General features: G+C 36.9%; 28 protein-coding genes and 1 pseudogene. 23 read left to right on the forward strand and 6 right to left on the reverse strand.

Annotated elements, in window-relative coordinates:
* The first annotated feature begins 6 nt into the window (after positions 1-6).
* The 19 genes from QM524_RS01815 (at position 7) to QM524_RS01905 (ending at position 15,687) form a co-directional block, all read left to right on the forward strand.
* Positions 7-339 carry a hypothetical protein gene (locus tag QM524_RS01815; RefSeq protein ID WP_283343212.1) on the forward strand — a complete coding sequence of 111 codons (333 nt, stop codon included), beginning with the start codon at positions 7-9 and terminating at the stop codon, positions 337-339.
* Positions 336-803, forward strand: coding sequence for a hypothetical protein (locus tag QM524_RS01820; RefSeq protein WP_283343213.1), 468 nt, complete (start codon positions 336-338; stop codon positions 801-803). The genes QM524_RS01815 and QM524_RS01820 overlap by 4 nt, the downstream gene beginning before the upstream one ends.
* Positions 796-933, forward strand: coding sequence for a hypothetical protein (locus QM524_RS01825; protein ID WP_166554030.1), 138 nt, complete (start codon positions 796-798; stop codon positions 931-933). Before QM524_RS01820 ends, QM524_RS01825 begins: the two co-directional genes overlap by 8 nt.
* Before the next feature lie 18 nt (positions 934-951).
* Positions 952-1,650 carry a hypothetical protein gene (locus QM524_RS01830; RefSeq protein ID WP_283343214.1) on the forward strand — a complete coding sequence of 233 codons (699 nt, stop codon included), beginning with the start codon at positions 952-954 and terminating at the stop codon, positions 1,648-1,650.
* Positions 1,650-2,108, forward strand: a complete 459-nt coding sequence (locus QM524_RS01835) for a hypothetical protein (RefSeq protein WP_283343215.1) — start codon at positions 1,650-1,652, stop codon at positions 2,106-2,108. Before QM524_RS01830 ends, QM524_RS01835 begins: the two co-directional genes overlap by 1 nt.
* Positions 2,101-2,838, forward strand: coding sequence for a hypothetical protein (locus QM524_RS01840; protein WP_283343216.1), 738 nt, complete (start codon positions 2,101-2,103; stop codon positions 2,836-2,838). The genes QM524_RS01835 and QM524_RS01840 overlap by 8 nt, the downstream gene beginning before the upstream one ends.
* Positions 2,839-2,844: 6 nt before the next feature.
* Positions 2,845-3,042 (forward strand): hypothetical protein, encoded by a 198-nt coding sequence (locus QM524_RS01845; RefSeq protein ID WP_283343217.1) that lies wholly within the window; start codon positions 2,845-2,847, stop codon positions 3,040-3,042.
* A 60-nt stretch (positions 3,043-3,102) separates the two neighbouring features.
* The gene (locus QM524_RS01850) at positions 3,103-3,759 is read left to right on the forward strand and encodes a hypothetical protein (RefSeq protein WP_283343218.1); all 657 of its coding nucleotides are present in this window, start codon (positions 3,103-3,105) and stop codon (positions 3,757-3,759) included.
* A gap of 6 nt (positions 3,760-3,765) precedes the next feature.
* A complete protein-coding gene (locus QM524_RS01855) occupies positions 3,766-4,293 on the forward strand; it encodes a hypothetical protein (RefSeq protein WP_283343219.1) in 528 nt (175 codons plus the stop codon).
* Entirely contained in the window at positions 4,293-9,572 is a 5,280-nt protein-coding gene (locus QM524_RS01860; RefSeq protein WP_283343220.1) for a tail fiber protein, read from the forward strand. The genes QM524_RS01855 and QM524_RS01860 overlap by 1 nt, the downstream gene beginning before the upstream one ends.
* A gap of 20 nt (positions 9,573-9,592) precedes the next feature.
* A complete protein-coding gene (locus tag QM524_RS01865; protein ID WP_095167583.1) occupies positions 9,593-9,928 on the forward strand; it encodes a hypothetical protein in 336 nt (111 codons plus the stop codon).
* On the forward strand, positions 9,929-10,312 hold the full coding sequence (locus QM524_RS01870; protein WP_283343221.1) for a hypothetical protein: 384 nt from the start codon (positions 9,929-9,931) through the stop codon (positions 10,310-10,312).
* 37 nt (positions 10,313-10,349) lie between these two features.
* A complete protein-coding gene (locus QM524_RS01875) occupies positions 10,350-10,628 on the forward strand; it encodes a hypothetical protein (RefSeq protein ID WP_283343222.1) in 279 nt (92 codons plus the stop codon).
* A gap of 126 nt (positions 10,629-10,754) precedes the next feature.
* Entirely contained in the window at positions 10,755-10,946 is a 192-nt protein-coding gene (locus QM524_RS01880) for a hypothetical protein (RefSeq protein ID WP_283343223.1), read from the forward strand.
* 350 nt (positions 10,947-11,296) lie between these two features.
* Positions 11,297-11,917 (forward strand): hypothetical protein, encoded by a 621-nt coding sequence (locus QM524_RS01885; RefSeq protein WP_283343224.1) that lies wholly within the window; start codon positions 11,297-11,299, stop codon positions 11,915-11,917.
* A 145-nt stretch (positions 11,918-12,062) separates the two neighbouring features.
* Positions 12,063-13,001 (forward strand): bacteriophage abortive infection AbiH family protein, encoded by a 939-nt coding sequence (locus tag QM524_RS01890; protein ID WP_283343225.1) that lies wholly within the window; start codon positions 12,063-12,065, stop codon positions 12,999-13,001.
* A 4-nt stretch (positions 13,002-13,005) separates the two neighbouring features.
* Entirely contained in the window at positions 13,006-13,245 is a 240-nt protein-coding gene (locus QM524_RS01895) for a hypothetical protein (RefSeq protein WP_283343226.1), read from the forward strand.
* A 287-nt stretch (positions 13,246-13,532) separates the two neighbouring features.
* Positions 13,533-14,138, forward strand: a complete 606-nt coding sequence (locus QM524_RS01900) for a uracil-DNA glycosylase family protein (RefSeq protein ID WP_283343227.1) — start codon at positions 13,533-13,535, stop codon at positions 14,136-14,138.
* A 283-nt stretch (positions 14,139-14,421) separates the two neighbouring features.
* A complete protein-coding gene (locus tag QM524_RS01905) occupies positions 14,422-15,687 on the forward strand; it encodes a Shedu immune nuclease family protein (RefSeq protein ID WP_283343228.1) in 1,266 nt (421 codons plus the stop codon).
* 161 nt (positions 15,688-15,848) lie between these two features.
* On the opposite strand, the gene QM524_RS25940 is transcribed toward QM524_RS01905, so the two are convergent.
* Genes QM524_RS25940 through QM524_RS25950 form a run of 3 tightly spaced genes read right to left on the reverse strand, consistent with a single transcriptional unit; the run spans position 15,849 to position 17,272 of the window.
* On the reverse strand, positions 15,849-16,223 hold the full coding sequence (locus tag QM524_RS25940; RefSeq protein WP_388046045.1) for a transposase: 375 nt from the start codon (positions 16,221-16,223) through the stop codon (positions 15,849-15,851).
* Positions 16,174-17,106 (reverse strand): hypothetical protein, encoded by a 933-nt coding sequence (locus QM524_RS01910; protein WP_283343229.1) that lies wholly within the window; start codon positions 17,104-17,106, stop codon positions 16,174-16,176. The genes QM524_RS25940 and QM524_RS01910 overlap by 50 nt, the downstream gene beginning before the upstream one ends.
* A 1-nt stretch (position 17,107) precedes the next feature.
* Positions 17,108-17,272, reverse strand: a complete 165-nt coding sequence (locus QM524_RS25950) for a transposase (protein ID WP_388046284.1) — start codon at positions 17,270-17,272, stop codon at positions 17,108-17,110.
* Positions 17,273-17,872: 600 nt separating this feature from the next.
* On the opposite strand from QM524_RS25950, the gene QM524_RS01915 reads away from it, so the two are divergent.
* Both QM524_RS01915 and QM524_RS01920 read left to right on the forward strand, forming a co-directional pair.
* Positions 17,873-18,556 carry a glucosaminidase domain-containing protein gene (locus QM524_RS01915; protein ID WP_283343230.1) on the forward strand — a complete coding sequence of 228 codons (684 nt, stop codon included), beginning with the start codon at positions 17,873-17,875 and terminating at the stop codon, positions 18,554-18,556.
* Entirely contained in the window at positions 18,553-19,260 is a 708-nt protein-coding gene (locus tag QM524_RS01920; protein WP_283343231.1) for a hypothetical protein, read from the forward strand. The genes QM524_RS01915 and QM524_RS01920 overlap by 4 nt, the downstream gene beginning before the upstream one ends.
* A gap of 87 nt (positions 19,261-19,347) precedes the next feature.
* Here the strand turns inward: QM524_RS01920 and QM524_RS25955 are convergent.
* The 3 genes and pseudogenes from QM524_RS25955 to QM524_RS01930 all read right to left on the reverse strand — a co-directional run.
* A pseudogene (locus QM524_RS25955) lies at positions 19,348-19,560 on the reverse strand (integrase core domain-containing protein); the annotation flags it as partial.
* Positions 19,561-19,607: 47 nt separating this feature from the next.
* Positions 19,608-20,195 carry a DDE-type integrase/transposase/recombinase gene (locus tag QM524_RS01925; RefSeq protein WP_388046050.1) on the reverse strand — a complete coding sequence of 196 codons (588 nt, stop codon included), beginning with the start codon at positions 20,193-20,195 and terminating at the stop codon, positions 19,608-19,610.
* Positions 20,196-20,329: 134 nt separating this feature from the next.
* Positions 20,330-20,485: a transposase gene (locus QM524_RS01930; RefSeq protein WP_283343233.1), complete on the reverse strand. Its 156-nt coding sequence runs from the start codon at positions 20,483-20,485 to the stop codon at positions 20,330-20,332.
* A gap of 444 nt (positions 20,486-20,929) precedes the next feature.
* Between QM524_RS01930 and QM524_RS01935 the strand changes: the two genes are divergently transcribed.
* Positions 20,930-22,045 (forward strand): hypothetical protein, encoded by a 1,116-nt coding sequence (locus QM524_RS01935; protein ID WP_283343234.1) that lies wholly within the window; start codon positions 20,930-20,932, stop codon positions 22,043-22,045.
* A 488-nt stretch (positions 22,046-22,533) separates the two neighbouring features.
* Positions 22,534-23,514, forward strand: a complete 981-nt coding sequence (locus tag QM524_RS01940) for a hypothetical protein (RefSeq protein WP_283343235.1) — start codon at positions 22,534-22,536, stop codon at positions 23,512-23,514.
* The last annotated feature ends 553 nt before the right edge of the window (positions 23,515-24,067 follow it).

A 24,067-nucleotide genomic window follows, 5' to 3' on the forward strand; every position in this document is an offset into this window, starting at 1 on the left:
ATCATTATGGCAAAGTATGAGGATGAAATATTAGCAGCACTACACCAAAACACCTTGGTGATGCAGCAAATGGTCGCTCAACAGAATCCTACAAATGCTCAAAAGTCTGATGTGTCGGGCTTGAAAGCTTTTATCAAGGTGGCGGTAGATAATCCCAAAACTACGATTGCAGGTTTGGGAATTTTCGTTTGCGAAATTATCAAAGTGTTTATTCCAGAGATGCACGAAAAACTGGAAATGACCAAAGCAGGTCTTGAATCCTATCTAGGTTACAAAGCCGTGGATGCCAGTGTCAAGCCTAAAGTACCACCTAAGGAAGAAGAGGTCGTTGCAGGATGAGAAAATTCATGATTGCTTTTAAGCACTATCAACATGATGGAAAAGACTTTTATGGCAAACTGATGAAGACTTTTCTAAGAAGTGAATTTATTCATTGTGAACTGGTTTTCTCAGATGGTAAGGTTGGTTCATCGAATGAATTTACAGGTGTAAACATCTTTCCAGAAGACCTGAACCGAAACCCGTTTTACTGGGAGTTCTACGAAATTCCGTGGTACTACGAAGCCGAGACACGAAAATACGTAGCACGAAAGGTAGGTAAACCCTATAATTGGGGTGGGGTCTTGGGAAGTATGCTATATCCAATGGGGCTGAGTCAAGATGGTTTTTGTTGTGCTGACCTTTGCTATGTTGCACTTTGTAAATCAGGCGTACCACTTCCCAACCATGACCCTGAGAGTGTTTCACCCAATGATTTGCGGTTAATGATTCAAAAACTCTATCCACGAATATACGATGTTTAACAAACTCTTAAAACTCGGAAGTTTCTTTGTCGGCTTATGTATCGCTGGTTTCTACGTGTCAGGAATGATGCTCAACTTTATCCAGCTTCGTAAGGAAAAAGAACTTCGAAAAATCAATAAATACGAATAACCGCTAAACCTATACGAAATGAAACAAGGTGATATCCTTTATGCCAAAAGCTTGCGATTCACAGCCTTTGCAGGAAAGAAGGAAGAACGAAAATACAATCCTTGGGTAGACACCACGAGCAATCGAAACTTTCTGACCTACTTAATACCAGGCGTTGGGCAAGTCATCGGTCTCGTTGATTTTGCCACAGGCTATCAGCAGTATGACGACAGTCCTATTGGCAACGAATTAAAGTTCTTGGCAGAAAGTGACCCCGATACCGTTCCCATGCAATTATTCATTGGTGGTTCAACCCATCCACCACAACGCAAGCTTTTAGTAGAGTTTGAATTTGGGGATGTGGTGGGCGTTTTTGCTGGTAAGACCAAGTATTTGGGTGGCGTTGCCTACATTCAAGTAGCCGTCGAGATTCGAGGTTACACAGGGTCTGGAGATGATTTCCCTGTTCCAGCTTTGGTTTGGGTACGACTGTCTGATGTCTCCAATGACCAAGACGAACTAACTCAACTCGCTGAGCAAGGACAATCGGGCAATGTGGATACCAAAACCCTAAAAGAAAAGCTCTCTAAAGCGCCAACGAGTGTAACAGGAAGTGGATCTGGTTCAGATTCAAACAATGGAGGTTCTAAAACAGGCTTAATCCTTGGTATCATTGCTGGCGTGGTGTTGATTGGTGTCACAATTTGGGCAATTGTCACTCGTAAAAAAGAAGACTAATGAAAAAGACAGCAAAGGACACTTCGCAGGGTTTGGATACTTCCAAAACGGATAGTTCAAACCAGACAAATACGGATAAAAACGGCAAAACCAAGGTCGGACAAGCTATCTCCAATATTTGGGGAGGGATTAAAGGTATTTTTACAGGAAAAACACCCAATCCTGTTTCAGCCAATGGCACGACTTTGCAGGTAAAGGATAACCAAGGCAATGTCATTGCACAGAAGGAAACCAATACCAATTGGGGCGGAGTGTTGGCAGGTGTGGGATTACTTTTTACCAGTATTTTTCCTAATGCTATCAATCAGGATTCCAACCTCAACAACCAACAACCTGACCCGAATGTCCAGCAACAGCAATTGCAGCGAACGGGTCAAAACATTCTTTGGATAGTTGGTTTAGCTATTGTGGGCATAGGCACTGCCATTTTTATCTATTTCAAAAAGAAGGATGATTAGAATCGGAGTAGTTTCGAAAGTAAAGGAAATAGACCTTGAGCAACTACGAAAAATCGTAGCAGCCATTAACAAGCAATTGGCGCTACATTTTGCACCTTATTGGGCAATTGAAGCTCAAGCTACGGTTTTTAGTAGTACCAACCTGATACCAAAAGGTTACTTTCCTGTGACCATCGAATATGACATTGGGGAAGACCTTGGAGGTTTTCACGGAGTCGATGATAATGGAGTTCCTTTCGGTAAAGTTAGATCCTCCACAAAGGTCAGTTATGTTCTTTCACATGAGATTCTGGAAATAGTTCATAATCCTTATCTAAAGAAGTTTAGAAAAACCACAGGGTTTAAGGAAAATGAAGATGACCCACTTTATGTTGAGGAAGTCGCTGATGCTACGGACGGGAAAGGATATTTGATTGATGGCATTGAAGTATCCAATTTCATTACTCCCGACTGGTTCAACAAGGTTCATGTCGAGAACATCAAATATGATTTTCTAGGACTTTTGAAAAGACCCCGTGAATTATACGAAGGTGGATACATTAGCTGGCTGAGTGTGCAAGGAGAGTACTGGCAAGCGGTCAAAACAAAAGGAAAGCTTCTGATTCGAAAGCTCACAGGTTCAAGTGTGGCAAGTGAAACCAAGAATAACCCACTAGCTTGGATTATACCAAGTGCGGTAGTTTTGTTTAGTATAGTTACTTACCTCTTTATTCGTAAAAAAACCTCTTAATAACCTATGAAAAAGACCCAAAAGAAGTCAGAGGAGAAGCCTAAAAGAAGCTTTTCTCCTGCACAAAAAGCAGCCCAAAAAAAAGTAAAGCAAGTCAATTTGGAAGCTGTGAAAAGTATCTACGAAGCTGGCAAAGCAGGAAAGCCCATGCCCACGTGGGGTAAAACACTGAAAGCTGCTTCCAAGAAAGTCTACAACAAGTAACTGCCTCTTAAACCTAGAAAATAGCCTTGGTCGAATTTCGGTCAAGGCTTTCTTGAAGTTATGAAACAACAAAAATATCCTACTTGGGGCATTGCAGTGATTGTAGTAGCAGCATTATGGTTTTTCTGGGATAAGATAGGTTTGTTTTTCACTCAGAAAGCTCAAAAAGAGCTAGCTGCTTCAAATGCGAAAATAGACAAAGACACTGATTATTTACTTGATTTGCTGGCAAAGGAACGCCTTGCCATTCAAAGCCTATCCGAAAAGATTGAGGATTTAGAGAAGGATACCACCAAAGAACCAAGTGGTGATGTCACGAATCATTACAGTACCACAGTGTACAAGGGAGTGGATTTTCAAGAAGTCATTGCGGGCGAATATATCGTAAAAGGTCGCCTAATCACTGTTAAGAATGGTCTTGCCTATCACTTCAACCCAAGTCTGGAGGAAAACTACCTCAAAGCCACTGGTATCAGCCTTGACAATGCGCCAACTGGCGAAACACTCCATATTCAAGTCGAAGGAGTTGTTGAAATTGCCAATTGGGGACTATTGGTAAATACTAATTACTATGCTGGTCCCGCTGGACAACTGATTCCTAATGCTCCGAATGGCGCTCTCGAAGGTGGAGTAACCCAAAGTGTGGGTTTGTCAATCACCCATGAAAAGCTCAATATTGATTTCTCAGTTTCTATCATAAATCAAATAATCACCTAAACAAACATGGCTACAAAAAAGCAAGCTCTAATTAAAACCACTGACGGTAAGATGCAAGTCAGTGTGGCGACTGATACCAGCGACGGTACAGCCGCTAATGCAGGACGTTTCCTACTCTTAAATGATAGTGGGATTGTCGATGAATCTGTGATTCCAGACTGGATGAAAGGATTCTTAGTAAAAGACAACTGTGTGGAAACAGGCGGTATTGCCGTTGGGAAAATCGTCGCTCTCACCGCTACTGGTTTTGTACTGGCAGACAATGGCTCTTTGGCAAAAGATGCCATTGGCATTGCCGTAACTGTCGGTGTTAACAACGCTCAAATGTCTGTTTTGACAGGTGGTAAGTTTACCATTTCAGGGGCAGCATTCACCAAAGGCTCTAATTACTTTTTGGGAACTGGTGGCGATGTGACAACCATTCCACCTGATAATGTTGCCAATAAGCTCTCTCAGAAAATCGGGAAGGCATTAGCACCCACTCAAATGGTATTAGAGATTTCAGAACCAATTATCACTAGCTCGTTAAATTAATGAAGAAAAAAGTCGTAATAAAGAACGCTAACGGCAGTCTTGCTGAATTGAATGTCAATCTTGTTCCAGAGGGAGGGTCAACTAACATGGCTCTACTAAAGGATGATACTGGCTATTCATTCCGATTTCTTACGACTTCAGTTATCTCAGATGATTCCAATAAACGTTTTGTGACAGATACACAAATCAATTATTGGAATGCCAAAGTAGAACGTTCAGAACTCTCTGCCTATCTCCCCCTAACGGGTGGAAACATGGCGTATGGCGCACGAATTAGCTTTGACCCAAACTCATACATCGGGTATGGAAACGCAGACAATGCCACCACTACAGGCTATAATTTAGAAATTGCTAGTTGGTGGGGCATTGGCTTTAAAGCCACCGTAGACAATACAACTCGTATTGTTTTCGATACCCGTGCTGGTCGTATTCTCAGTAAAGCTCTTAGAGTTTCAGACTTTGCTGATGGACTAAATTCTGTACCCGTTGTCTCTGATGCAAACGGAAACCTCGTTAAAACATCCTTTGGTGCTGATTGGGTCAATACTAACGCTAACAGACGATTTGTTACAGACCTTCAAGTTTCTCAGTGGAATGCCAAGGTTGAGCGTTCGGAGCTTGGTGCTTATCTACCGCTTACGGGTGGTTATCTCACTGGTAAAGTTGAAATTCAGGCTAATGGTGGTACACATTGGTCTGATTCTAAACTGGCAGTTGTAACAACGGATAACACTAAGCATCCATCCATTGCACTACATTCTCCCGGAAGTTCTGCCGTTACCATTTACCAAAGAAACTTTGACTTATTTATCAGAACCGATTTCTCTGACGCTGGGGCATTAGTTCACAAAAGAATCTGGTCTGAAAATAATCATGGTATTGGTTCTGGACTCAATGCAGACTTACTGGATGGTTTCCATGCCTCCTATTTTACAGATGCAAACAATATTGTCACAAATACTGGCAAAAGATTGGTTTCTGATACTCAGGTTTCTTACTGGAACGCTAAAGTTGACCGTTCGGAGCTTGGTGCTTATCTACCTCTTACTGGCGGTACCATGTCAGGAAGGGTAATGTTTGATTCAAACTGTTACGTTGGATATGGAACTGGCGATGGTGCATCTACTTCAGCCTACAACCTTGAGATTGCCTCTTGGTATGGAGTCGGATTCAAAGATACAAATGGGAATAAAACAAAAATTGTATTTGATACCCGTGCTGGTAGAATATTAGCCAGCGCTGTTCGCCTTTCAGATTTTGCTGATGGTCAGAATGCTATACCTGTGATATCTGATGGAAGTGGAAACTTGGTTAAATCAGCATTCTCTGCCGATTGGATTAATACAAACCTTAATCGAAGATTTGTAACTGATACCCAAGTTTCTCAGTGGAGCAATAAAGTAGAACGCTCCGAACTTGGCGCATATTTGCCTCTGACAGGTGGTGTTATCTCAGGAAAACTTGATATTCTTGCTCAAGGAGGCACTCGTTTGGAGGAAGCAAAACTTTGTATTAGTACTACCAACACTAGTAAGCCTCCTTCAATAGCATTTCATACACCGGGCGTTTCAGCTATCCAACTTTATGAAAAGCTAGGGCATTTGTATATCAGAAACGATAATGGTACTGCCTACGATAATGTCAACTACAAGGTTTGGACTCAAATGAATCATGGGGTTGACTCAGGGTTGAATGCTGATTTGTTGGACGGTTATCATGCTTCCTACTTTGTTGATGCCAATAACCTTATCACAAATACAAACAAGCGTCTAGTTTCTGATGCTCAGATTACTTACTGGAATGGTAAAGCTGATAGAACTGAACTAGATTCTTATTTAGCTCTCTCTGGTGGTACCATGTCTGGAGCAATTAGGTTTAGTGGCGTAGGAGTTAACACGATTGGAAATGGCACTGGCGACGGAGCCACTACTTCAACTTATAACCTACAAATCGCCTCTTGGTTTGGAATAGGTTTTAGAGATAGCTGTTATGGAAATACCTACATTGTTTTCGATACTCGTGCTGGTCGTATTCTCAGTAAAGCTCTTAGAGTTTCTGATTTTGCTGATGGACTAAATTCTGTACCCGTTGTCTCTGATGCTAATGGAAATCTAGTTAAAACCTCTTTTGGTGCTGATTGGGTCAATACTAACGCTAACAGACGATTTGTTACTGATAGTCAAGTTAGCTATTGGAATGCTAAAGTTGAGCGTTCGGAGTTGGGCGCTTATCTTCCGCTTACGGGTGGTTATCTTACTGGTAAAGTTGAAATTCAGGCTAACGGTGGTACTCATTGGTCAGATTCTAAACTGGCAGTTGTAACAACGGATAACACTAAACATCCATCCATTGCACTACATTCTCCCGGAAGTTCTGCCGTTACCATTTACCAAAGAAACTTTGACTTATATATCAGAACCGATTTCTCTGACGCTGGGGCATTAGTTCACAAAAGAATCTGGTCTGAAAATAATCATGGTATTGGTTCAGGACTCAATGCAGACTTACTGGATGGCTTCCATGCTTCCTATTTTACAGATGCAAACAATATTGTTACTAACACTGGCAAAAGATTGGTTTCAGATACTCAGGTTTCTTACTGGAACGCTAAAGTTGACCGCTCGGAGTTGGGAGCTTATCTACCTCTTACTGGCGGTACCATGTCAGGAAGGGTAATGTTTGATTCAAATTGTTACGTTGGATATGGAACTGGCGATGGTGCATCTAATTCAGCCTACAACCTTGAGATTGCCTCTTGGTATGGAATCGGATTCAAAGATACAAATGGGAATAAAACAAAAATTGTATTTGATACCCGTGCTGGTAGAATATTAGCCTGCGCTGTTCGCCTTTCGGATTTTGCTGATGGTCAGAATGCTATACCTGTAGTATCTGATGGAAGTGGAAACTTGGTTAAATCAGCATTCTCTGCCGATTGGATTAATACAAACCTTAATCGAAGATTTGTAACTGATACCCAAGTTTCTCAGTGGAGCAACAAAGTAGAACGCTCCGAACTTGGCGCATATTTGCCTCTGACAGGTGGTGTTATCTCAGGAAAACTTGATATTCTTGCTCAAGGAGGTACTCGTTTGGAGGAAGCGAAACTTTGTATTAGTACTACCAACACTAGTAAACCTCCTTCGATAGCATTTCATACACCGGGCGTTTCAGCTATCCAACTTTATGAAAAGCTAGGGCATTTGTATATCAGAAACGATAATGGTACTGCCTACGATAATGTCAACTACAAGGTTTGGACTCAAATGAATCATGGGGTTGATTCAGGGTTGAATGCTGATTTGTTGGACGGTTATCATGCTTCCTACTTTGTTGATGCCAATAACCTTATCACAAATACAAATAAGCGTCTAGTTTCTGATGCTCAGATTACTTACTGGAATGGTAAAGTTGATAGAACTGAACTAGCAGCATTCCTCCCACTTACAGGTGGAACCATGACAGGAGCTATTAGATTTAATGCTGCTGGTTCAAATAACGGCATAAGTGCAGGTACTGGAGATGGCGCAACAACTACAGCATATAACCTTGAAATAGCATCTTGGTACGGAGTGGGATTCAAATCTACCCTCGATAATACGACCAAAATCGTATTTGATGCACGTGCAGGTAGAATACAAGCAAGCAGAGTATTATTGAGTGATTTTGCAGATGGTCAAGTTGATAGGTTAATTGTTTCTCAAGGAGATGGAAGCCTCGTCCGCTCTGATAAAGTTAGATTTGGGTATAATAATCATATATCAACTGGAACGGGTGATAATGCAACGGAATCAACCTACAATTTTGAGATTGCTTCTTGGTGGGGAATCGGATTTAAGTGCAATGTAGACAATATTACTCGTATAGTTTTCGATACACGTGCAGGTCGTATCTCAACAAAAACCTTAAAAGTTTCAGACTTTGCAGATGGACTAAATTCTGTACCCGTCGTCTCTGATGCCAATGGAAACCTCGTTAAAACTTCCTTTGGAGCTGACTGGGTCAATACTAATGCTAACCGAAGATTTGTTACCGATACTCAAGTTAGCTATTGGAATTCCAAAGTTGATAGAAGTGAATTAGGAGCTTACCTACCACTTACGGGTGGTTATCTTACTGGTAAAGTTGAAATTCAAGCTAATGGTGGTACACACTGGTCTGATTCGAAATTGGCGGTCATAACAACGGACAATACAAAACATCCGTCGATTACGCTACATTCACCCGGTAGTTCTGCAGTAACTATATACCAAAGGAACTTTGATTTGTATATCAGAACCGATTATAGTGACGCTGGTGCTCTGGTTCACAAAAGGGTCTGGTCTGAAAACAATCACGGTATAGGTTCAGGGCTAAACGCAGACCTACTAGATGGCTTTCATGCAGCTTACTTCACTGATGCAAACAACATTGTCACTAATACCAATAAACGTCTAGTCTCGGATAGTCAGATATCGTACTGGAACAGCAAAATCTCAGGCATAAGCTTGGAGGAGAATGGATCCGTTAAATCTGGAAATAATGGTAATATTAACTTTTGTGATGGGGCATTTATTGGAGCCTCTGTATCGGGCAATCAAGTACGCTTCAATGTAGATGTCGTAAACGATGATGCTCGATACAATAACACCACAACTTCTCCCATTTCAACCAGCTTTATCAAAGGTAAAATAGACGGAAAGGCAGATTGGGGTCATTCACATCACTGGGATTCAATTTATGGTAAACCTAATTTTTCAGTCCTTTTGCAAGAGAATGCCGCTGACAAGGGTATGTATAGCGTAATTAATTTCTCCTCTGGTGCCTACAATGTCATTCAGGTGGACGGGGACACCGTGCGATACCATGTGGATGTAGTCAACGACGATTCCAGATGGGCGAATTGGTGTACCAATCCTGCTTCAGTAGCTCTTGTCAAAAGTAAAATAGACGGAAAAGCAGACTGGGGTCATTCACACAGTTGGGAAAGCATCTACGGTAAACCTACCGAGTTTAACCCAAGCCCTCATAGTCATAATTGGAATGATATCGCCGATAAACCCTTTGAATTCAATGGAAATGTAGTTTCTACGAACTATTGGTTCAATTCTAAACATGGATGTGTGATGGAAGGTATGAGTTATATTCATAACATTAGCTCCGAAGTTATAGGCTCTAATGCTATATCAACCAATAATCTTCGTCTTAACATGACACCATCGTATTCGAAGTCCAGTGCGCCAAGTGGTTACCTGACACTTGAAGGTAACAGAGTCGTTTTTGTAAACTCATTTAATTAATTTTTAACCTCTTAAAATCTATGTTTTTAGCAACACTTTTGCCTAATAAAAAAGGCGTTTCTCAAATTGAAATTATTGCCGATAATATCTCGGAAACCAGACAAAGTATTTCTATTTCATACAATGAAAAGATTGACTTGTCCAGAATTGCAGATGCCAAAAAGTACCCTGATGCAAGTGGTATTTTCCAAACCAGCAAACAATATTCCTTCACAGAAGCTGAATTTAATGAATGGTACACAACAGAGAAGTTGGTAATGGAGATTCTTTTGACTGCCCTTGGACTTGAATATGAAAAGATTGAAAAGTACCAAAATGGGGAATTAGTGACCATTAAGACTAAAGTAACCGAATAGGTGTTTAGTCAACTCTATCTCCCCATTAAGCTCCCGCTCTGGAAGGTACGCCTTCTACAGGGCGGAGCTCTTTTGTTTGTATGCCTACTCATTGTAGTGGGATATTTCTATTATCAGAAAGATACACAAGTAGCTAAAGCTGAAGGACAAAAAATAGAAATCAATGAGAGAATAGCCCATCGAGAGCAACAAAGAACCACACTCCAACAAATTGCTTACGAAGCATTCAAAAACGGACTTTCTACCCAAGAACAAATCCAAGAAAAGCACCATGAAGACGAACGCAATATCAATGTGTATATCCTTGCTCTGCCTGATTCTACCATTGAAGCTCTATTCACAGACCAATACGGACAGCCTAAGCCAATCACGGTTTACAAATAAGTACTATCTTATCACGCCACTACAGCTACGAAATATCGTGGCTGACCGTATGCGATATGATTCTCTATTGGTTCGATACAATGCACTCATTCGCAACAATCAAACAGTGATGGAACCAGCGATTGATGCTGCCACCCAATCCTTCGACCTAGCAGACCAGAACGCCCATGACTATTCGAAAATCATTAAACTAGATACCAAAACCATCAAGAACCAGAAGTTTCAAATCATTTGGCTCAAGGTTAGAGCGCCATTGCTAGGTGCAGCTCTGTTCTATTTAGGAAACAAGTCTGTTACATGGGGATGGAAGTTTTGATAGCAAAATTTAATACCGGGAATTGTGATATCAGCGCTCGAGATGAAAAAATGATAGCAAAATACAAAGCACTGTAGCATATCCACACTATGCTCAGGCGAAAACCCACTAAAAATTGATAGCAAAATGCAAGCAATTACCTCATTACTCAGTTCTCTATTTAGTAGTAGCACTGATACTGCCGACGCAGAAATGCAACAAAGAATTGCTATTTTAGAAGAGAAGGTAGCAAAACAAAAGGTTACAAATTTTATTCTGTACAGTTTAGTTCTTGTTTTTGGAATTGTAACAATAGTTAGTATTGTGAAAAAAAAGTAAAACTATTTTACTATCCTTTGCAAACCCTGATATGAATACTTACGAGTATTTGTATCAGGGTTTTCGTTTACATAAATATTTTTGCTAAAAACGTATATTGACTTGAGTCAATAAATTTGTTGTTCATATTTCCATGGTCTCTTTTCTTATTATTCGGTAGTAAATCGTAATGAAATTTTAATATATTGCAAAGGAAGCTATGCTCCTTAATAAGCAATTGATAATTGAGAATTATCATTAACTTGTTAGATAATTTAATTTCAAGGTGTATTTCGATTCAAACAATACAAAAAGTACTACAAAACTTTCGCATATTTAAGAGTTGCCTGCTATTTTAAGACGACCCCAAAATGAACAGTTACCAATATAACGACTTGATAGTTGAAGTGATTAATGAACCGACTTATTCGTTTGGTTCGGCAGACAATTATTTCAATTATTCAAAACATTACTTTGGTGACGGAGGAACAGAATATGCAACTTCCAAACACGGAGTAAGAATTTGTCAGGGCGACCAAATTGTTGACAATTGTATTGTTATTGGTTCAGGTGGTGCGACAGGTGTTCATAAAAACTCATCGCTTCTTGACAACGACCAATTATTGCTATGCTGTTGCGACACCATATTTTGTTTGACACTTCCAAACCTTGATTTAAAATGGAAAACACAAGCTGACCAAGCAACCTGTTTTCAGATATTCAAGCAACAGGACGAATACATTATTCACGGAGAACTTCAAGTAACAAAACTTGACAGAGAAGGGAATCAAAAGTGGAAATTTGGCGGTACAGACATTTTTGTAAGTATAGACAATGAAGAAGAATTTAAACTTGAACCAGACGGAATTTTGTTAACAGACTTTGGAAAGACAAAGTATAAAATTGATTTTGACGGTAGACTAATTTGGGATACATATAAACGATGTAGAAAAAAACAGCAGGCAACATCGGTTTGGCAATATGGCGACTGAAGTGCTAAATTCAAGTTCAGTTCTTCGATTGAGCTTTTGTGCAAAACTCAACTTTTGTGCTTCGATTTCCGCCACATCGCCAAGCCGTGGACGTTAGCAGGCGGGGCGTTGGCAGTAATTTTATGACGACATCACAAGAAACAAAATGACAATTAAAAAACTTTATATCATTGGCAACGGTTTTGACATTCAACACGGTCTAAAATCACGTTATTGGGACTTTATAGAATATCTTGACAACACAGACAAACAATTAGTTGAAAAACTTGAAGAATATTTTGGAGGTGATGCTCTTTGGTCTGACTTTGAAGAAACTTTAGCTTACTTGAACACCGAACAAATAGTTGACGAGTGTATGGATTATTTACAACCATACAGTGCAGAAGATTGGAGTGACGCATACAATCACGACTACCGGTATGAAGTCCAACAGAGAATTAATTTAATTACCGATACATTAAAGAAGCGTTTTACTGAATGGATTTTACAACTAAGGCTACCAAACAAGGCTAATGAAAATATGGTTGTAGTTGACAAAAATGCCAAATTCATCAATTTCAATTACACAGACACTTTAGAGCGACTTTATAAAGTTGCTCAAGAAAAAATATTTTATATCCATAACAAAGCGGTTGATACAAACTCAACTTTAATTTTAGGTCATAGTCGCAACCCACAAAACGCTAAGAAACTTGACGAACTTTACAACGATGAAGATACAGATGTTAGAGTTGCGGAAGGAAATAGGATTTTAGACGACTATTTCATTGAAACATACAAATCAACAGAGACAATCATCACAGAAAATTCAGACTTCTTTGACAGTTTGAAATACTTAGAAACGATTTATGTTTTTGGTCACTCACTTTCAGTAGTTGACAGACCCTATTTTCTGGAAATTATCAAGCGTATTGATAAAGACAAAGTAACTTGGAAAGTTAGCTTTCATAACAAAAAGAACTTGATTGACTTTCAAGCATTTTTTCAAGGACTGGATATCAGTTCGGCTTTAGTTGAGTTTGATAGAATGTATAATTTTGACAAGACACAATTGAAATTATTCGGCAATAACAATAAAAACTAAAACGATGAACAAAAAAACAATTTCAGTATCGCACAAAATGAAAGGTGGTGTTTTAGATGATGACTACACATTGTATGATGACGGAACAATTTTACACGAATACGACAAGAATACTTATCCAGGTGGACAGAACTTAAGAGATAGTTTGACCGTTGCCGAACTTTCAGACGAAGTAAAACAAAGACTTTTGGAAGCCGCTTCGGACGAGAACAAAGAGTTGGTTCGTAAGACACTAAACTGTTAACATTGGATGAGAAAAACTACAGCCAACAAGTTATTGCCCAAAGCGGGGCATCAGTAATTCTATTAAACTTTTGTGCTATATTTTAACATTGGTATTTCTTTTGAAGTTCGGTGCTAATCCCCCCCGCCTTCGGCAATACCCGACCGTCAGGCTTTGAAAAAACTAGCTTGAGTACTTTTTATACTCGGACACCTATCCGAGAAATTTTCAATTATTACAATCTAAAAGCTTAGATTTTGAGTTTTTTCACAGACTGACGTTATGTGAAAGTTTAAAAAACGACAATTATGCCTTGTGAACATAGATTTATAAATGACTTAAACCCCAACGGACAATTAAAATATTTGTTTGTAGGCACTTTTAATCCGTCTTGGAACAGACCTCAAAATGACAATGCCAACTGGTTTTATGGACGACAATACAATGATTTTTGGTTTATTATGCCACAGGTTTTTGGACAACAAAGTTTAATGGGCAGGAATTTCAGGACTAATAGACAATATTTAATGAATTGGTGCACTCAACAGAATATTGGTTTGACTGACTTAATTACGAATATTCAGGATGCAGATATTCATAATCAATTACACAATGATATTATTTTAAGTGTTAATGACAACGCATTTGACAAGTTTACCCAAATAATCCCAACGGATATTCAGTCTACTATAAATCAAAACGCTAATTCGCTTTGTGGAGTTTATTTGACAAGGTATGAGCATACATTATTAGCAGACGGCATTATAAGTAACTTATGGACAACAGTAAAAGATACTTGTTACAATTTAAATATTAATTGCCACGACTTAGTTACGCCATCGAGACAATTTAGAACATTAACAAGAATTCAAAAGCTAGATAACTGGACAAACACAATACAAATCTGCACTTAACAACACCTTCAACAAATTGGCGGTTCAGTGGTTAAATGAAGCTTTGTGTTTCGTATCAAGTTCTGTATGGGTAGATTGTTTACGTCTCCGAAATTGCCAACTTCTTGTAGCTGCAAAACGTCAGGCTGTGAAAAAACTAATTTGAGTCCTTTTTATATTCGGACACCTATCCGAGAAATTTTCAATTATTACAATCTAAAGGCTTAGATTTTGAGTTTTTTCACAGACTGACGTTGGCGGCCATTTTAAAATAATACCTTAAAACAAAATAGTTTAGAAAAGTATGGCAGACGATATTAAGGGCGAGGTTCTTGAAAAAGAAACTGCAACTAAAAAAATATTTTATTATCAGGATACCACAGCCAAAATAAAGCAAATTTCAAGCGAAATTTTTAAGAAAATCGACCAAATTATTCATTATCCACGAGGATATGAAGGAGGTAATAAGTATAAAACAATCCAAAAATTTATATTCAAGGAATTTAATGGAAAATTACCAATTGGAGTGGTTAAGTCTGTTACTTATGGTTGGGGATTTACAAAAACCTTAAACCCATTTGCGTATTATATTGATGAAAATTATGACTTTGAAGAAGTTGTAATTGAAAAAGGTGGAAAAGTGTTATTTGATATTGCTAATAAAAAACTGTTCTTAAACGAAGAAAGTTTAGAAAAACTACATAGTGCTTTTAGTAGTATTTTCAAAAAAAATAAAGATGAGGTAGATTTTGTACTAAAAACAAATCTTCATTCACTATTTCCAACAGATATTCCTACACCACCAAAAACATACATTGCCAATGCCTTAGCAACATCGTTGGCTTCTTGGGGTAATGAAATAGATGAGTTTTCAGACGCAGATAAAAATGCCATTAAAGAACTTTTTGATAAATTATCAATTAGTACAGACTTTTTGACAAAAGACGCATTAGCGAAAACAAAAGAAATAGTTGATAATAAATATATTCAGGAAACTCTTAAAAAATATAAAGAGTTAATGGCACTAAAAACCGATAGTGAAAGTTTAGAAAAACAGTGGCAAGAATTTTTAAAAGATAATAGTTGGATTTTTTCATCAATATTTGCACAACCAGTTATTTTGTATAAAAGGGAGGCGTATGTAGGTGGAAAGACTATTGATAATCAAAATGGAAAATTTAATGACTTTTTGATTAAAAATAGTCTTAGTGATAATGTTTCTTTCTTGGAAATTAAGACACATAAAACCAAAATGCTTGAAAAAACAGCGTATAGAGGTGAAGATGTTTTTAGTGCTACGAAAGATTTAACAGGGTGTATTGTTCAAGTTCTAAACCAAAGAGATAACTTTCAGAAAGAATTTTATGCAATAAAAGGAAAAAGCAAGGGAAGTTTTGAAACTTTTAACTCTAAATGTGTGGTTCTAATTGGTTCAACAAAAGACCTTGATGAAAAGCAGAGATATTCATTTGAACTATTTAGGAGTAATAGTAAAGATGTTGAAATATTGACTTTTGACGAGTTATTAACAAAGATAGAAAGCCTGCAAAAAGTGTTAGCAAAAAAGTGAGAGTATAAAAGAACGAACCGTCAACACTGGTAGTTGTTGCACAACTCTTTTTCTCTAAAAACCCTCTTACTGAATACACATCCAGACCTTTTTTAAGGCGATTTAAGAGAGGTCTGTTTTTTTAGTTTGCGAAGCATCCTCAAACTTGAAGCGCTTAAAACCTATTTATTAATGAATATTTGTAGTTTTTTGAGAAAGGCGTAGTTTATCCCTTCAAGAAGAGCAATAGCTTGGGCTAATATGCTTGTTTTTTTCACACTGAAGCATAGATATTTCTGCAAGTTGTAAACTAAACTTGCCATTAATACGTGTTTGTTGCTGGATTTGAGACCTCGTGTATTCACTCGTTTCATGTTCATAAAATTTACGAGTGTTTCTATCGCAGGTTCGACGGTCTTACTTCGTATTCGTACCATTTGCTTGGCATAAGACTTGTTTTGGGAAAGCTTTTCATGCATTCGGTCGTAATGCTCTTTATGAATACTATCATCTATTTTCAGGTTCGCCAGCCCGGTTAAACTTAGTAGCTTTCCCACAACATTGCTCTCTGAGTGGACAACCTTGCAATCTGATGGTACGTTTGGTATAGCCTTTGCTGTCTGTCTTTTCGCCTTTGTAGGTTAGTATTGCTTGCTTTCCGCCTTCTTGCGTACATTCGTAATAGTTAGCCTCTTTATAGAAGGTAAATCCTGTTCGTTGAGGTTTGTACTGCTCAAAGTTGGGTATCCATGCGTTGATGTCTTTGGCATCTGGATATGTCAAAGCTTCGCCACTGCTATAACCTCCATCAGCTAATATCTCTCCCAATTCAATATCATGTTCTGATAAATTCCCTTCTGTCAGTTTCAGAATTTGAGCTAAACATTGACTATCTCGTTTGTCTGCAAAATCAGCACATGCGCCAGTGATTACATGATGAGCATCGTCCACAGCTATTTGTCCAAAATAGTTAAGATGGTGAGCTTTCTCTGGTTTTACTCTGATATGTGCGTCTGTATCAGTAGGTGAATAATGGGTATGGTTTGACATATATTTGGGGCGAATCAGATTACCATTCTCATCCAACTTTTCGCTGTTACTGTTGGCAGGCATGTCTTTGTAAGCAGTTCGTTTCCAGTTGTGATGACGTTCAACTAGCTTTTTGCGTGAGCTTGTCACCTTAAACTCACTTTGTTGCTCTAATTCATCAACAAAAGCGCTGACATCTTCCAATATCTCTTTTTCAACCAGACTGTCCATACTGGCATTGGCTTTAATAAAAACGCTATCAATCGCCTGACGTTTGCCTCTGAACATGCCTTTGTCGACACACAGCTTCAATACCGTTTGAAACAACTCTAAAATTACCCCTTCCTTCACCATACAACTGGCGTGTGCGGCTAATAGTACTATGCCACGGAAGAGTTTCGTCCAAATCATATTAGAGAAACAGGCGAATGTCCAAACAATTTGAACAGTATTCCATCAGACGTCTATCAGAAGGAATATTATTCAAATACCCCACTAACAATATCTTGAAATACACGACGGGATCTATTGACTCCTGACCTTCAGTTCCATAGTAAGGTGCTGTTCGGGCATACAGAAAGTGTAAAACAAGTGCTTTTCAAGTTTTCAATAGAAATTATCGACACTTACCTAGCTATCCAGACTAACTTGATAATACATTTTTGGGAGGAGATTTTTGCGTCCTTGCATATATTTAAAATACTCATTTTGGGGCAATTTTCCAAGGTAAAATTAAAGCATCACAGCAAGGTGGAAGTCTATGGTTATTTCTTTATATTTGAGTTGTGCAACAGGCACAAGGGTTTTGCTTCAGGCGGGGTGACGTGCAAACTTGGAGCTTTGTGCTTCTAATGAACTTTAGTGATAATTAGAAACTTTGTACTCTGAAACCCGCCCGAACGCAAAGCGCAAAAACGCCGGACTGTGAAAAAACTAACCTGATACATATTTACACTCGGACACCTATCTGAGAACTTTTTCAATATTGCAGTTTTAAGACTTGGATTTTAAATTTTTTCATAGATTATCGCTAGGCAAAACGAAAGAACAAGTGTGTCAAATCTTTCATAAATAGACTTTGTATAACTTGTGCGTAATAAAATGCTTTGCAAACTACTGCGACTGTACTATTATTGTGTATGTCATTTTCAATGATACCATCAAATATATATATTAAATGAAAGGAAAATTATTACTACTACTTCTGATGTTTCGAGTCTTTGTATTTGGACAATATATTTCATTTCCACCAACACCAAATGAAGACGAAACAAAAGGATTAAATGTCAATTGCTATTTGACTGCTATTGGACACCCGACTCAAAAAGAAAAAGCTGAATTTATTAATTTATTAAAGCCCTACGTCGATAGTATTTGTTCAAAACAAAACTTGCCTAAAAAGACAGTAATGGCCATGCTGATATTGGAGGCAGGATTCGGCTTTACCAGAACGGGATATTACGCAAATAATTTAGGTGGAGTAAAAAAATGGACAAAAGATACTGCAAATTTATACGTGTTAAAAGGACAACCAGACGAAAATGAGGGCAAGTGTAAGGTTATACGAAAAACAAAAAATGGGCAATTAATTTTTGATGAAATTGACAGACCAGATAATAGATATAGAAAGTTTATCTCAAAACAAGACTTCGTACTTTATCTAACGTCTACACTTTTGCACAACAAAAGATACAAACCCTATTCTGATAATTATGCCAAGAATTTAAAAAAAGGAATTTCAGAAATTGAGGCTTCTCTAATATATGCTTTTGAACTAGCACAACTTGGGAAATACAATCACCAAGGAGGCAAATATTATAGAAATGCAATCGAAAATGTAATTAAATCATACAAATTATGAAAACACTTTTTTTACCATTATTAATTTGTGTAACAGCGAACACAATATGCTTTGGACAAAGCAATAGTTTACAGAGTAAGTTTCTTATTGATAGTTTAGCAACAATTCAAAAAAGAGTTGAACAGTCAATAATACCTTCACGGTATATGGCACAAAAATACATTTTGGAAACTGACACAATAAAAGGTTGGGAAAACATTAAAGTTACGCTTTATGAATATTCTGTAGACAATGGAAAAAAAATTGGAAAAGTTTATATGGCAAATGCAGATGCTGAAAAACTTGCAACTTGGATTATTACAACTTGCGTGACCTTAACGAATAAATTAGATAAAAAGAATACAGACTTTTTAATTAAATCTATTCGCAATGCGTCAGGGGGACAGTTCCCCGTCAAGGGAATAGTTTATGAAAATATGGACGGAAAAGGATATTATCCTTATGTGTTTAAAGATGGAGTTACAGTGTTTTTAAAGCAGACAACAACAGATAACTTGTCATTAATTACAAATGGTAATATTAAAAAAACAGGAAAATATGCAAGAATAATTAGTACGACAAGAGAAGAATTTAATAATAAGTTTCCAAGCAAGAACACCCGTGGAATAGAATGGTTAAATATTGTAAGAGAGGAGTATAAATTCGCATTACAATCTGACACAAATAACTTATTAATAGCTTGGGCAAATGGGAAAATAAAATAAAAATGTATATAAAATTGGCTAGTGTGTCTGTTGTCGGCTTCTCATTTTTAGTACAGTTTAAAAATATACATAATCTTGTTGTTTTGATTATGTTTTTAACCCTTCTTGGGCTGAGTGTAGCGTAGCGGAACGAAGCCCAAGAAGGGTGTTTTGTTTTTTCATTCTATAATCTACTGGGCTCATACCACCTAAAGAGACATGCGGGCGAACGAAATTATAATCCCTCAGCCATAGATCTGTTTCTTGGCGAACTTCCTCCAAAGAATCAAAAGCATAAGCATCTAATACATGTCTGCGGTAAGTTTGGTTAAATCACTAAATGTAGGATTTTGCGTTGGTTTCTCTGGTTAAATGTAGTGAAATACAATGTCATTCATCTGACTCCATTCTTGCGCTAGCTTTGCTACAAATTCTGGTCCATTATCCATTCGAATCTTAGTGGGCTTACCATATTTGTTCACTAAATGACGAAGGATATAAATCACCCTACCACTCTTGAGCGAGTAGTCTGTCTCTATGAAAAGTATTTCTCGATTGTAATCATCTATCACATTAAAGCTTCGGAAGGAACGCCCGTTACTCAAAACATCACTCATGAAGTCTATGCTCCAAGTATGAGTAAAGCTCTGTGGAACTTCTAAGGGCTCTTTCACCCTAGCTGCAAGGCCTTTTTTAGCCTTTCTACGAATAGAAAGTCCCATCTGCACATACACCCGATGCACTCGCTTATGATTGAAGATATGACCCGCATTGCGCATACGGTGGTAAAACTTCCAAAAGCCTTCACGAGGATGATCCTTACTCAATTGTGATAATTCATCCATTAACACTTGATCGTTCTTAACGGATTGATAACTTAAACTGCTTCGGCTCGTTTTGAAGATATGGCATGCCTTGCTAATGCCTCTTGGATAGAGTTCTTTCAACTCTCGCACAAGTGCTCGCTTGACACAAGGCTTTAGAGCTTTTTTTCTATGACATATTTTGCCATATCCAACTCTAAGGCTAGTTCAGCATACATGCGCTTGAGTTTGGCGTTCTCTTCTTCAAGTTGTTTGACCTTCTTGAGTTAGCTGGCTTCCATGCCGCCATAACGCTGACGCCATTTATAAAAAGTTACCTTACTGACCCCATATTCCCGAACAATGGTGTCTAAGGACTTGCCAGATTCAAATTCCTTAAGAATCTTGGCAATTTCGGTCGGAATAAATTTGCTGCTTTTCATAATACTTACCTAAAGTTAAAAAATATCACACTTTTTAAACTTTTAATCCGTACTATTTTTGGGGAACCTTACAGAAGCTTACATATATATATTTCTGTTAATCAGGCAAGTACAATTATTGCTTCGAATTTAAAAAATAAAACCAAAGTGGTACCATTTCTTATTATTCGGTTATTTTGATTAATAAAATTCAGTTAAATTGCTGGAGATGTACGCATAGTAAACAAACAAGTCACCAAAACATTCATTTATGATTTTGATGAATTTAACTAGAAGGATTTGAAATTGAAATATTGCAGTAACTAATACAACAATAAAAAAATCACACAGTTAATAATATTAAAAAAGTTTTACAAAATATTTGTAAAATTAAAATTAGAGTACAACCAAGTGTATCACAAAACGCCTTTAATTTTTGTCAAATTATTAGCTCTAACAAATAAAATGGGAAAATATTTTTTTTATGTGTCTGTATTATTTTTAATAACATTTGGAGCAAATGCTCAGACACAAATGGACACAATTCTATCTGAACTTTCACTATTGAAAAAGAAGACATCATTACTAGAAGCAGGGAATTTAGAATTTAGGAGAGACATCCGGAAAAGTGATAGTATTAAGTATTCAAGTATTAGAAACCAAATATTTGAAGCATATACTAAATCAAAAGATTTAGATTTTGATTTTAAACAGGTATCAGATAAAATAGTAATAACTGGACTTTTAACAAAACTGATGGATGCAAATAATCCTGTTAGTGACATTTTAGGTTTTAAATTCACAGAAGTAGTGGTAAAAGCATCAGAAAAACATTTATTGAGTGAATTGCCAAAAGAAGAAAAACCAAGATTTTGGAGCATTGTTAATAAAATCATAGAAAATCCTATAGTTTCTTCTATTCTCAAGTCAAATCCTCTTACTACAACTGTATCTTCTGTTGTAAATTCAATAGCTAACTTTACTTCAACAAAAGTAATTACAACAAACTCTGATGGTAAAGTTAAAACTATCAAAGATCTAGTGGCCGACACAAAAGACGTTTTTGATCAAAAAAAAATTTCTCTTTTCAAAGATGAGCTTCAGCCATATATTGATTTTTATGATGAGATGATCTTATCTTCTGAAAGATACTTACAAGGATTAAACGAGCTTAATAAAAAATATTCCTATTTAAATAAAAATACTAAAACTTTTAATAAAGATTTAATAGATAACTTAGGAATTAAAAACCAAGTAAATCCACTAATTGAGCTAACTACCATACTTCCACAAGCCAATATTGATACAAAGTATCAAGACCTTGTAAATCTTGAAACTATACAAAACGGCTTGGAAGTAGCAAAAAAACTACCTGTTATTCAGCAATCTGTAAATGACTTTAAAAAAGATTATAACACGCTTCTTTCTGACTTTCTAAGTTCTTATGTACGCATATTTCAAAAAGCGAAATCTTTTCCTAAATCGTCCATTGATAATCGTAAAATTGACGGGCTAATTGCTGAGGTTGAAGCATTTAAGTTGACACTACAAGTAAACAAAGAAATCGATGCGTTTAAATAATTGCTAGCTTAAAACAGCCTATGTACTCACTGTGACAACGCATTATCAATATTGATAAATGAATATATTATAAACGTTGAGCTTGATACTCCTCTTCGATTTCAAATAGAAATAACACACTGCCAACCTTATAAACAATTATATTCTGTCCCATTACAACATAAGGATTTATAAAGTTTAGGAAAATAGAAAAGGTGGGAGTATTTACAATATTGAGAGCCATAGTACTGTATTTAAGTGTCGATGAAATGGATATTCAATTTGAAATATTAAAATCAATTAGTTTATACTCAACAGTCTTAGAATAGATAAAATGTTTCTCTTCTAAACTATTTTAAACTAAAAAAAAAATTCACAGCGGAGAGGTTCAGTATAATACAATCAACCAAAGACAGGATGCACAACATTCTACGTACTTCAACATATTTTAAAAAAATAAACATGAACCTTCTTAAGTAATTAGTCTTTCAAACATAAAACCATAACATATGAAAAAGAAAATCTTTTTACTTTCAATCATTGGGCTTCTTACATTTAAGACATACTCACAATTTTTCCAATGCTTAAAAGAAACACAAGCACTTAAAGTTGGTAGTCTTATGCCTTATACAAAGGTCAAAGTAGGAGATGCCGAAGGATATTTTTTAATTGATTTTGGAACTACATCCTCAACAATAGACACGAATGCCTTTACTGGTAATAGACCGAAACTTGTGACAAATACGACAAACCGTTTTGACAATTTTGATTTTTTTGGTTCATGGGGTACGGTATCACTTGCAATACAAAATCATTCAAATATACTAGGCTTGGGAAATATTAAGCAAGCTGGGATAATTGGCACTGACTTTCTCTGTTTCAATTCATACTTATTAGATTATCAGAATTCAAAGCTTCTGCGAGGTAATAGTAGCACTTCATGCCCTGATAGTATTCTTAAAGCAAATGGATTCAAAGCCGCTACCACCGCAGGTTACTTTTCTAATGACTTAAAGAAATTAAATAATCCTTGTACTCCAAATATTCCAACAATTCCTATTAAAATTGGAAATGCAGCTGCAGTAGCTCAGATAGACCCTGGCTACGATGATAAAATTTATAGACATGCAATAAATATTAATCAAGCGTACTTTAAAGCCATAAGAGAAAGTGGTATTTTCTTAATTGAAAACCCTTCTTCAAACTTTACCTTAAGTACATGTGTGACAGGCATTCAAGAAAAAGTTAAGGCTTACAAACTTCCAACCAAAACAAGTTTTTCAATAACTGGATTAGATGGAAGCCCGATAATCATTCACTCAGATGTAAATATTTTTCTAAAAATGACTCCGTCTGAAGCAAAGGAGTGTGGCGGGATTGGGACATGGACAATTCCTGCAGCACAATTAGGTGCTTCTTTTTTAATTGACGCTAAGAAAGTATATTTTGACCCATTTGCGGAAAAAGTATGGTTTAATATAATTAGATAGAACCACTCTTAAAAGAATTGTTCTCAAATGTAGGACTGAATATTATCCAATTGACAATGTGTATGCACAAGTCTCGGTTGGGGTTTGACAGTCAAACGAACGATGGCAGATTTATCGACTATTACATTATTACATAACATTGACTTGAAATGTGAAGGTATTTAGCGGTGATGTTATATTTCAGATGAAAATCATAATGAAATTTTTAATGATGGATTAATATTTGAACCAAGGATAACGTCATCTAACAGAGCTGCCTACACATTCATTTCTGTAAAGATACTTTCAACCTCTACCCTCTTTTAAGTATCTTGGAGGTCTGCTTTTAGTTTGATTATTGTTGTCTCTAGCTCGAAATGCCTAAGATGAGCTGTTTAATTACAATACCTCATTTGAAAAACTTCATATGTTATAGTTTGCCAACGTGGTCTCATCTCTATTATTGATAGAAATGGGAGTCTACTTGAGTTCGCCTACCACTTTTGTGTTGCTGTAAAGCAACTAAATTGTTCTAAATTTATTGACTTTGGTTAATAAATTTAGAACATAATCT

This window comes from Flectobacillus roseus, from assembly GCF_030056595.1.
Taxonomy (GTDB): domain Bacteria; phylum Bacteroidota; class Bacteroidia; order Cytophagales; family Spirosomataceae; genus Flectobacillus; species Flectobacillus roseus.

Bases quoted from the DNA above. Each gene is read 5' to 3' on its own strand.
- QM524_RS01815 (WP_283343212.1), top strand. From the start codon at position 7: ATGGCAAAGTATGAGGATGAAATATTAGCAGCACTACACCAAAACACC.
- QM524_RS01820 (WP_283343213.1), top strand. From the start codon at position 336: ATGAGAAAATTCATGATTGCTTTTAAGCACTATCAACATGATGGAAAA.
- QM524_RS01825 (WP_166554030.1), top strand. From the start codon at position 796: ATGTTTAACAAACTCTTAAAACTCGGAAGTTTCTTTGTCGGCTTATGT.
- QM524_RS01830 (WP_283343214.1), top strand. From the start codon at position 952: ATGAAACAAGGTGATATCCTTTATGCCAAAAGCTTGCGATTCACAGCC.
- QM524_RS01835 (WP_283343215.1), top strand. From the start codon at position 1,650: ATGAAAAAGACAGCAAAGGACACTTCGCAGGGTTTGGATACTTCCAAA.
- QM524_RS01840 (WP_283343216.1), top strand. From the start codon at position 2,101: ATGATTAGAATCGGAGTAGTTTCGAAAGTAAAGGAAATAGACCTTGAG.
- QM524_RS01845 (WP_283343217.1), top strand. From the start codon at position 2,845: ATGAAAAAGACCCAAAAGAAGTCAGAGGAGAAGCCTAAAAGAAGCTTT.
- QM524_RS01850 (WP_283343218.1), top strand. From the start codon at position 3,103: ATGAAACAACAAAAATATCCTACTTGGGGCATTGCAGTGATTGTAGTA.
- QM524_RS01855 (WP_283343219.1), top strand. From the start codon at position 3,766: ATGGCTACAAAAAAGCAAGCTCTAATTAAAACCACTGACGGTAAGATG.
- QM524_RS01860 (WP_283343220.1), top strand. From the start codon at position 4,293: ATGAAGAAAAAAGTCGTAATAAAGAACGCTAACGGCAGTCTTGCTGAA.
- QM524_RS01865 (WP_095167583.1), top strand. From the start codon at position 9,593: ATGTTTTTAGCAACACTTTTGCCTAATAAAAAAGGCGTTTCTCAAATT.
- QM524_RS01880 (WP_283343223.1), top strand. From the start codon at position 10,755: ATGCAAGCAATTACCTCATTACTCAGTTCTCTATTTAGTAGTAGCACT.
- QM524_RS01885 (WP_283343224.1), top strand. From the start codon at position 11,297: ATGAACAGTTACCAATATAACGACTTGATAGTTGAAGTGATTAATGAA.
- QM524_RS01890 (WP_283343225.1), top strand. From the start codon at position 12,063: ATGACAATTAAAAAACTTTATATCATTGGCAACGGTTTTGACATTCAA.
- QM524_RS01895 (WP_283343226.1), top strand. From the start codon at position 13,006: ATGAACAAAAAAACAATTTCAGTATCGCACAAAATGAAAGGTGGTGTT.
- QM524_RS01900 (WP_283343227.1), top strand. From the start codon at position 13,533: ATGCCTTGTGAACATAGATTTATAAATGACTTAAACCCCAACGGACAA.
- QM524_RS01905 (WP_283343228.1), top strand. From the start codon at position 14,422: ATGGCAGACGATATTAAGGGCGAGGTTCTTGAAAAAGAAACTGCAACT.
- QM524_RS01910 (WP_283343229.1), bottom strand. From the start codon at position 17,106: ATGATTTGGACGAAACTCTTCCGTGGCATAGTACTATTAGCCGCACAC.
- QM524_RS01915 (WP_283343230.1), top strand. From the start codon at position 17,873: ATGAAAGGAAAATTATTACTACTACTTCTGATGTTTCGAGTCTTTGTA.
- QM524_RS01920 (WP_283343231.1), top strand. From the start codon at position 18,553: ATGAAAACACTTTTTTTACCATTATTAATTTGTGTAACAGCGAACACA.
- QM524_RS01930 (WP_283343233.1), bottom strand. From the start codon at position 20,485: ATGAAAAGCAGCAAATTTATTCCGACCGAAATTGCCAAGATTCTTAAG.
- QM524_RS01935 (WP_283343234.1), top strand. From the start codon at position 20,930: ATGGGAAAATATTTTTTTTATGTGTCTGTATTATTTTTAATAACATTT.
- QM524_RS01940 (WP_283343235.1), top strand. From the start codon at position 22,534: ATGAAAAAGAAAATCTTTTTACTTTCAATCATTGGGCTTCTTACATTT.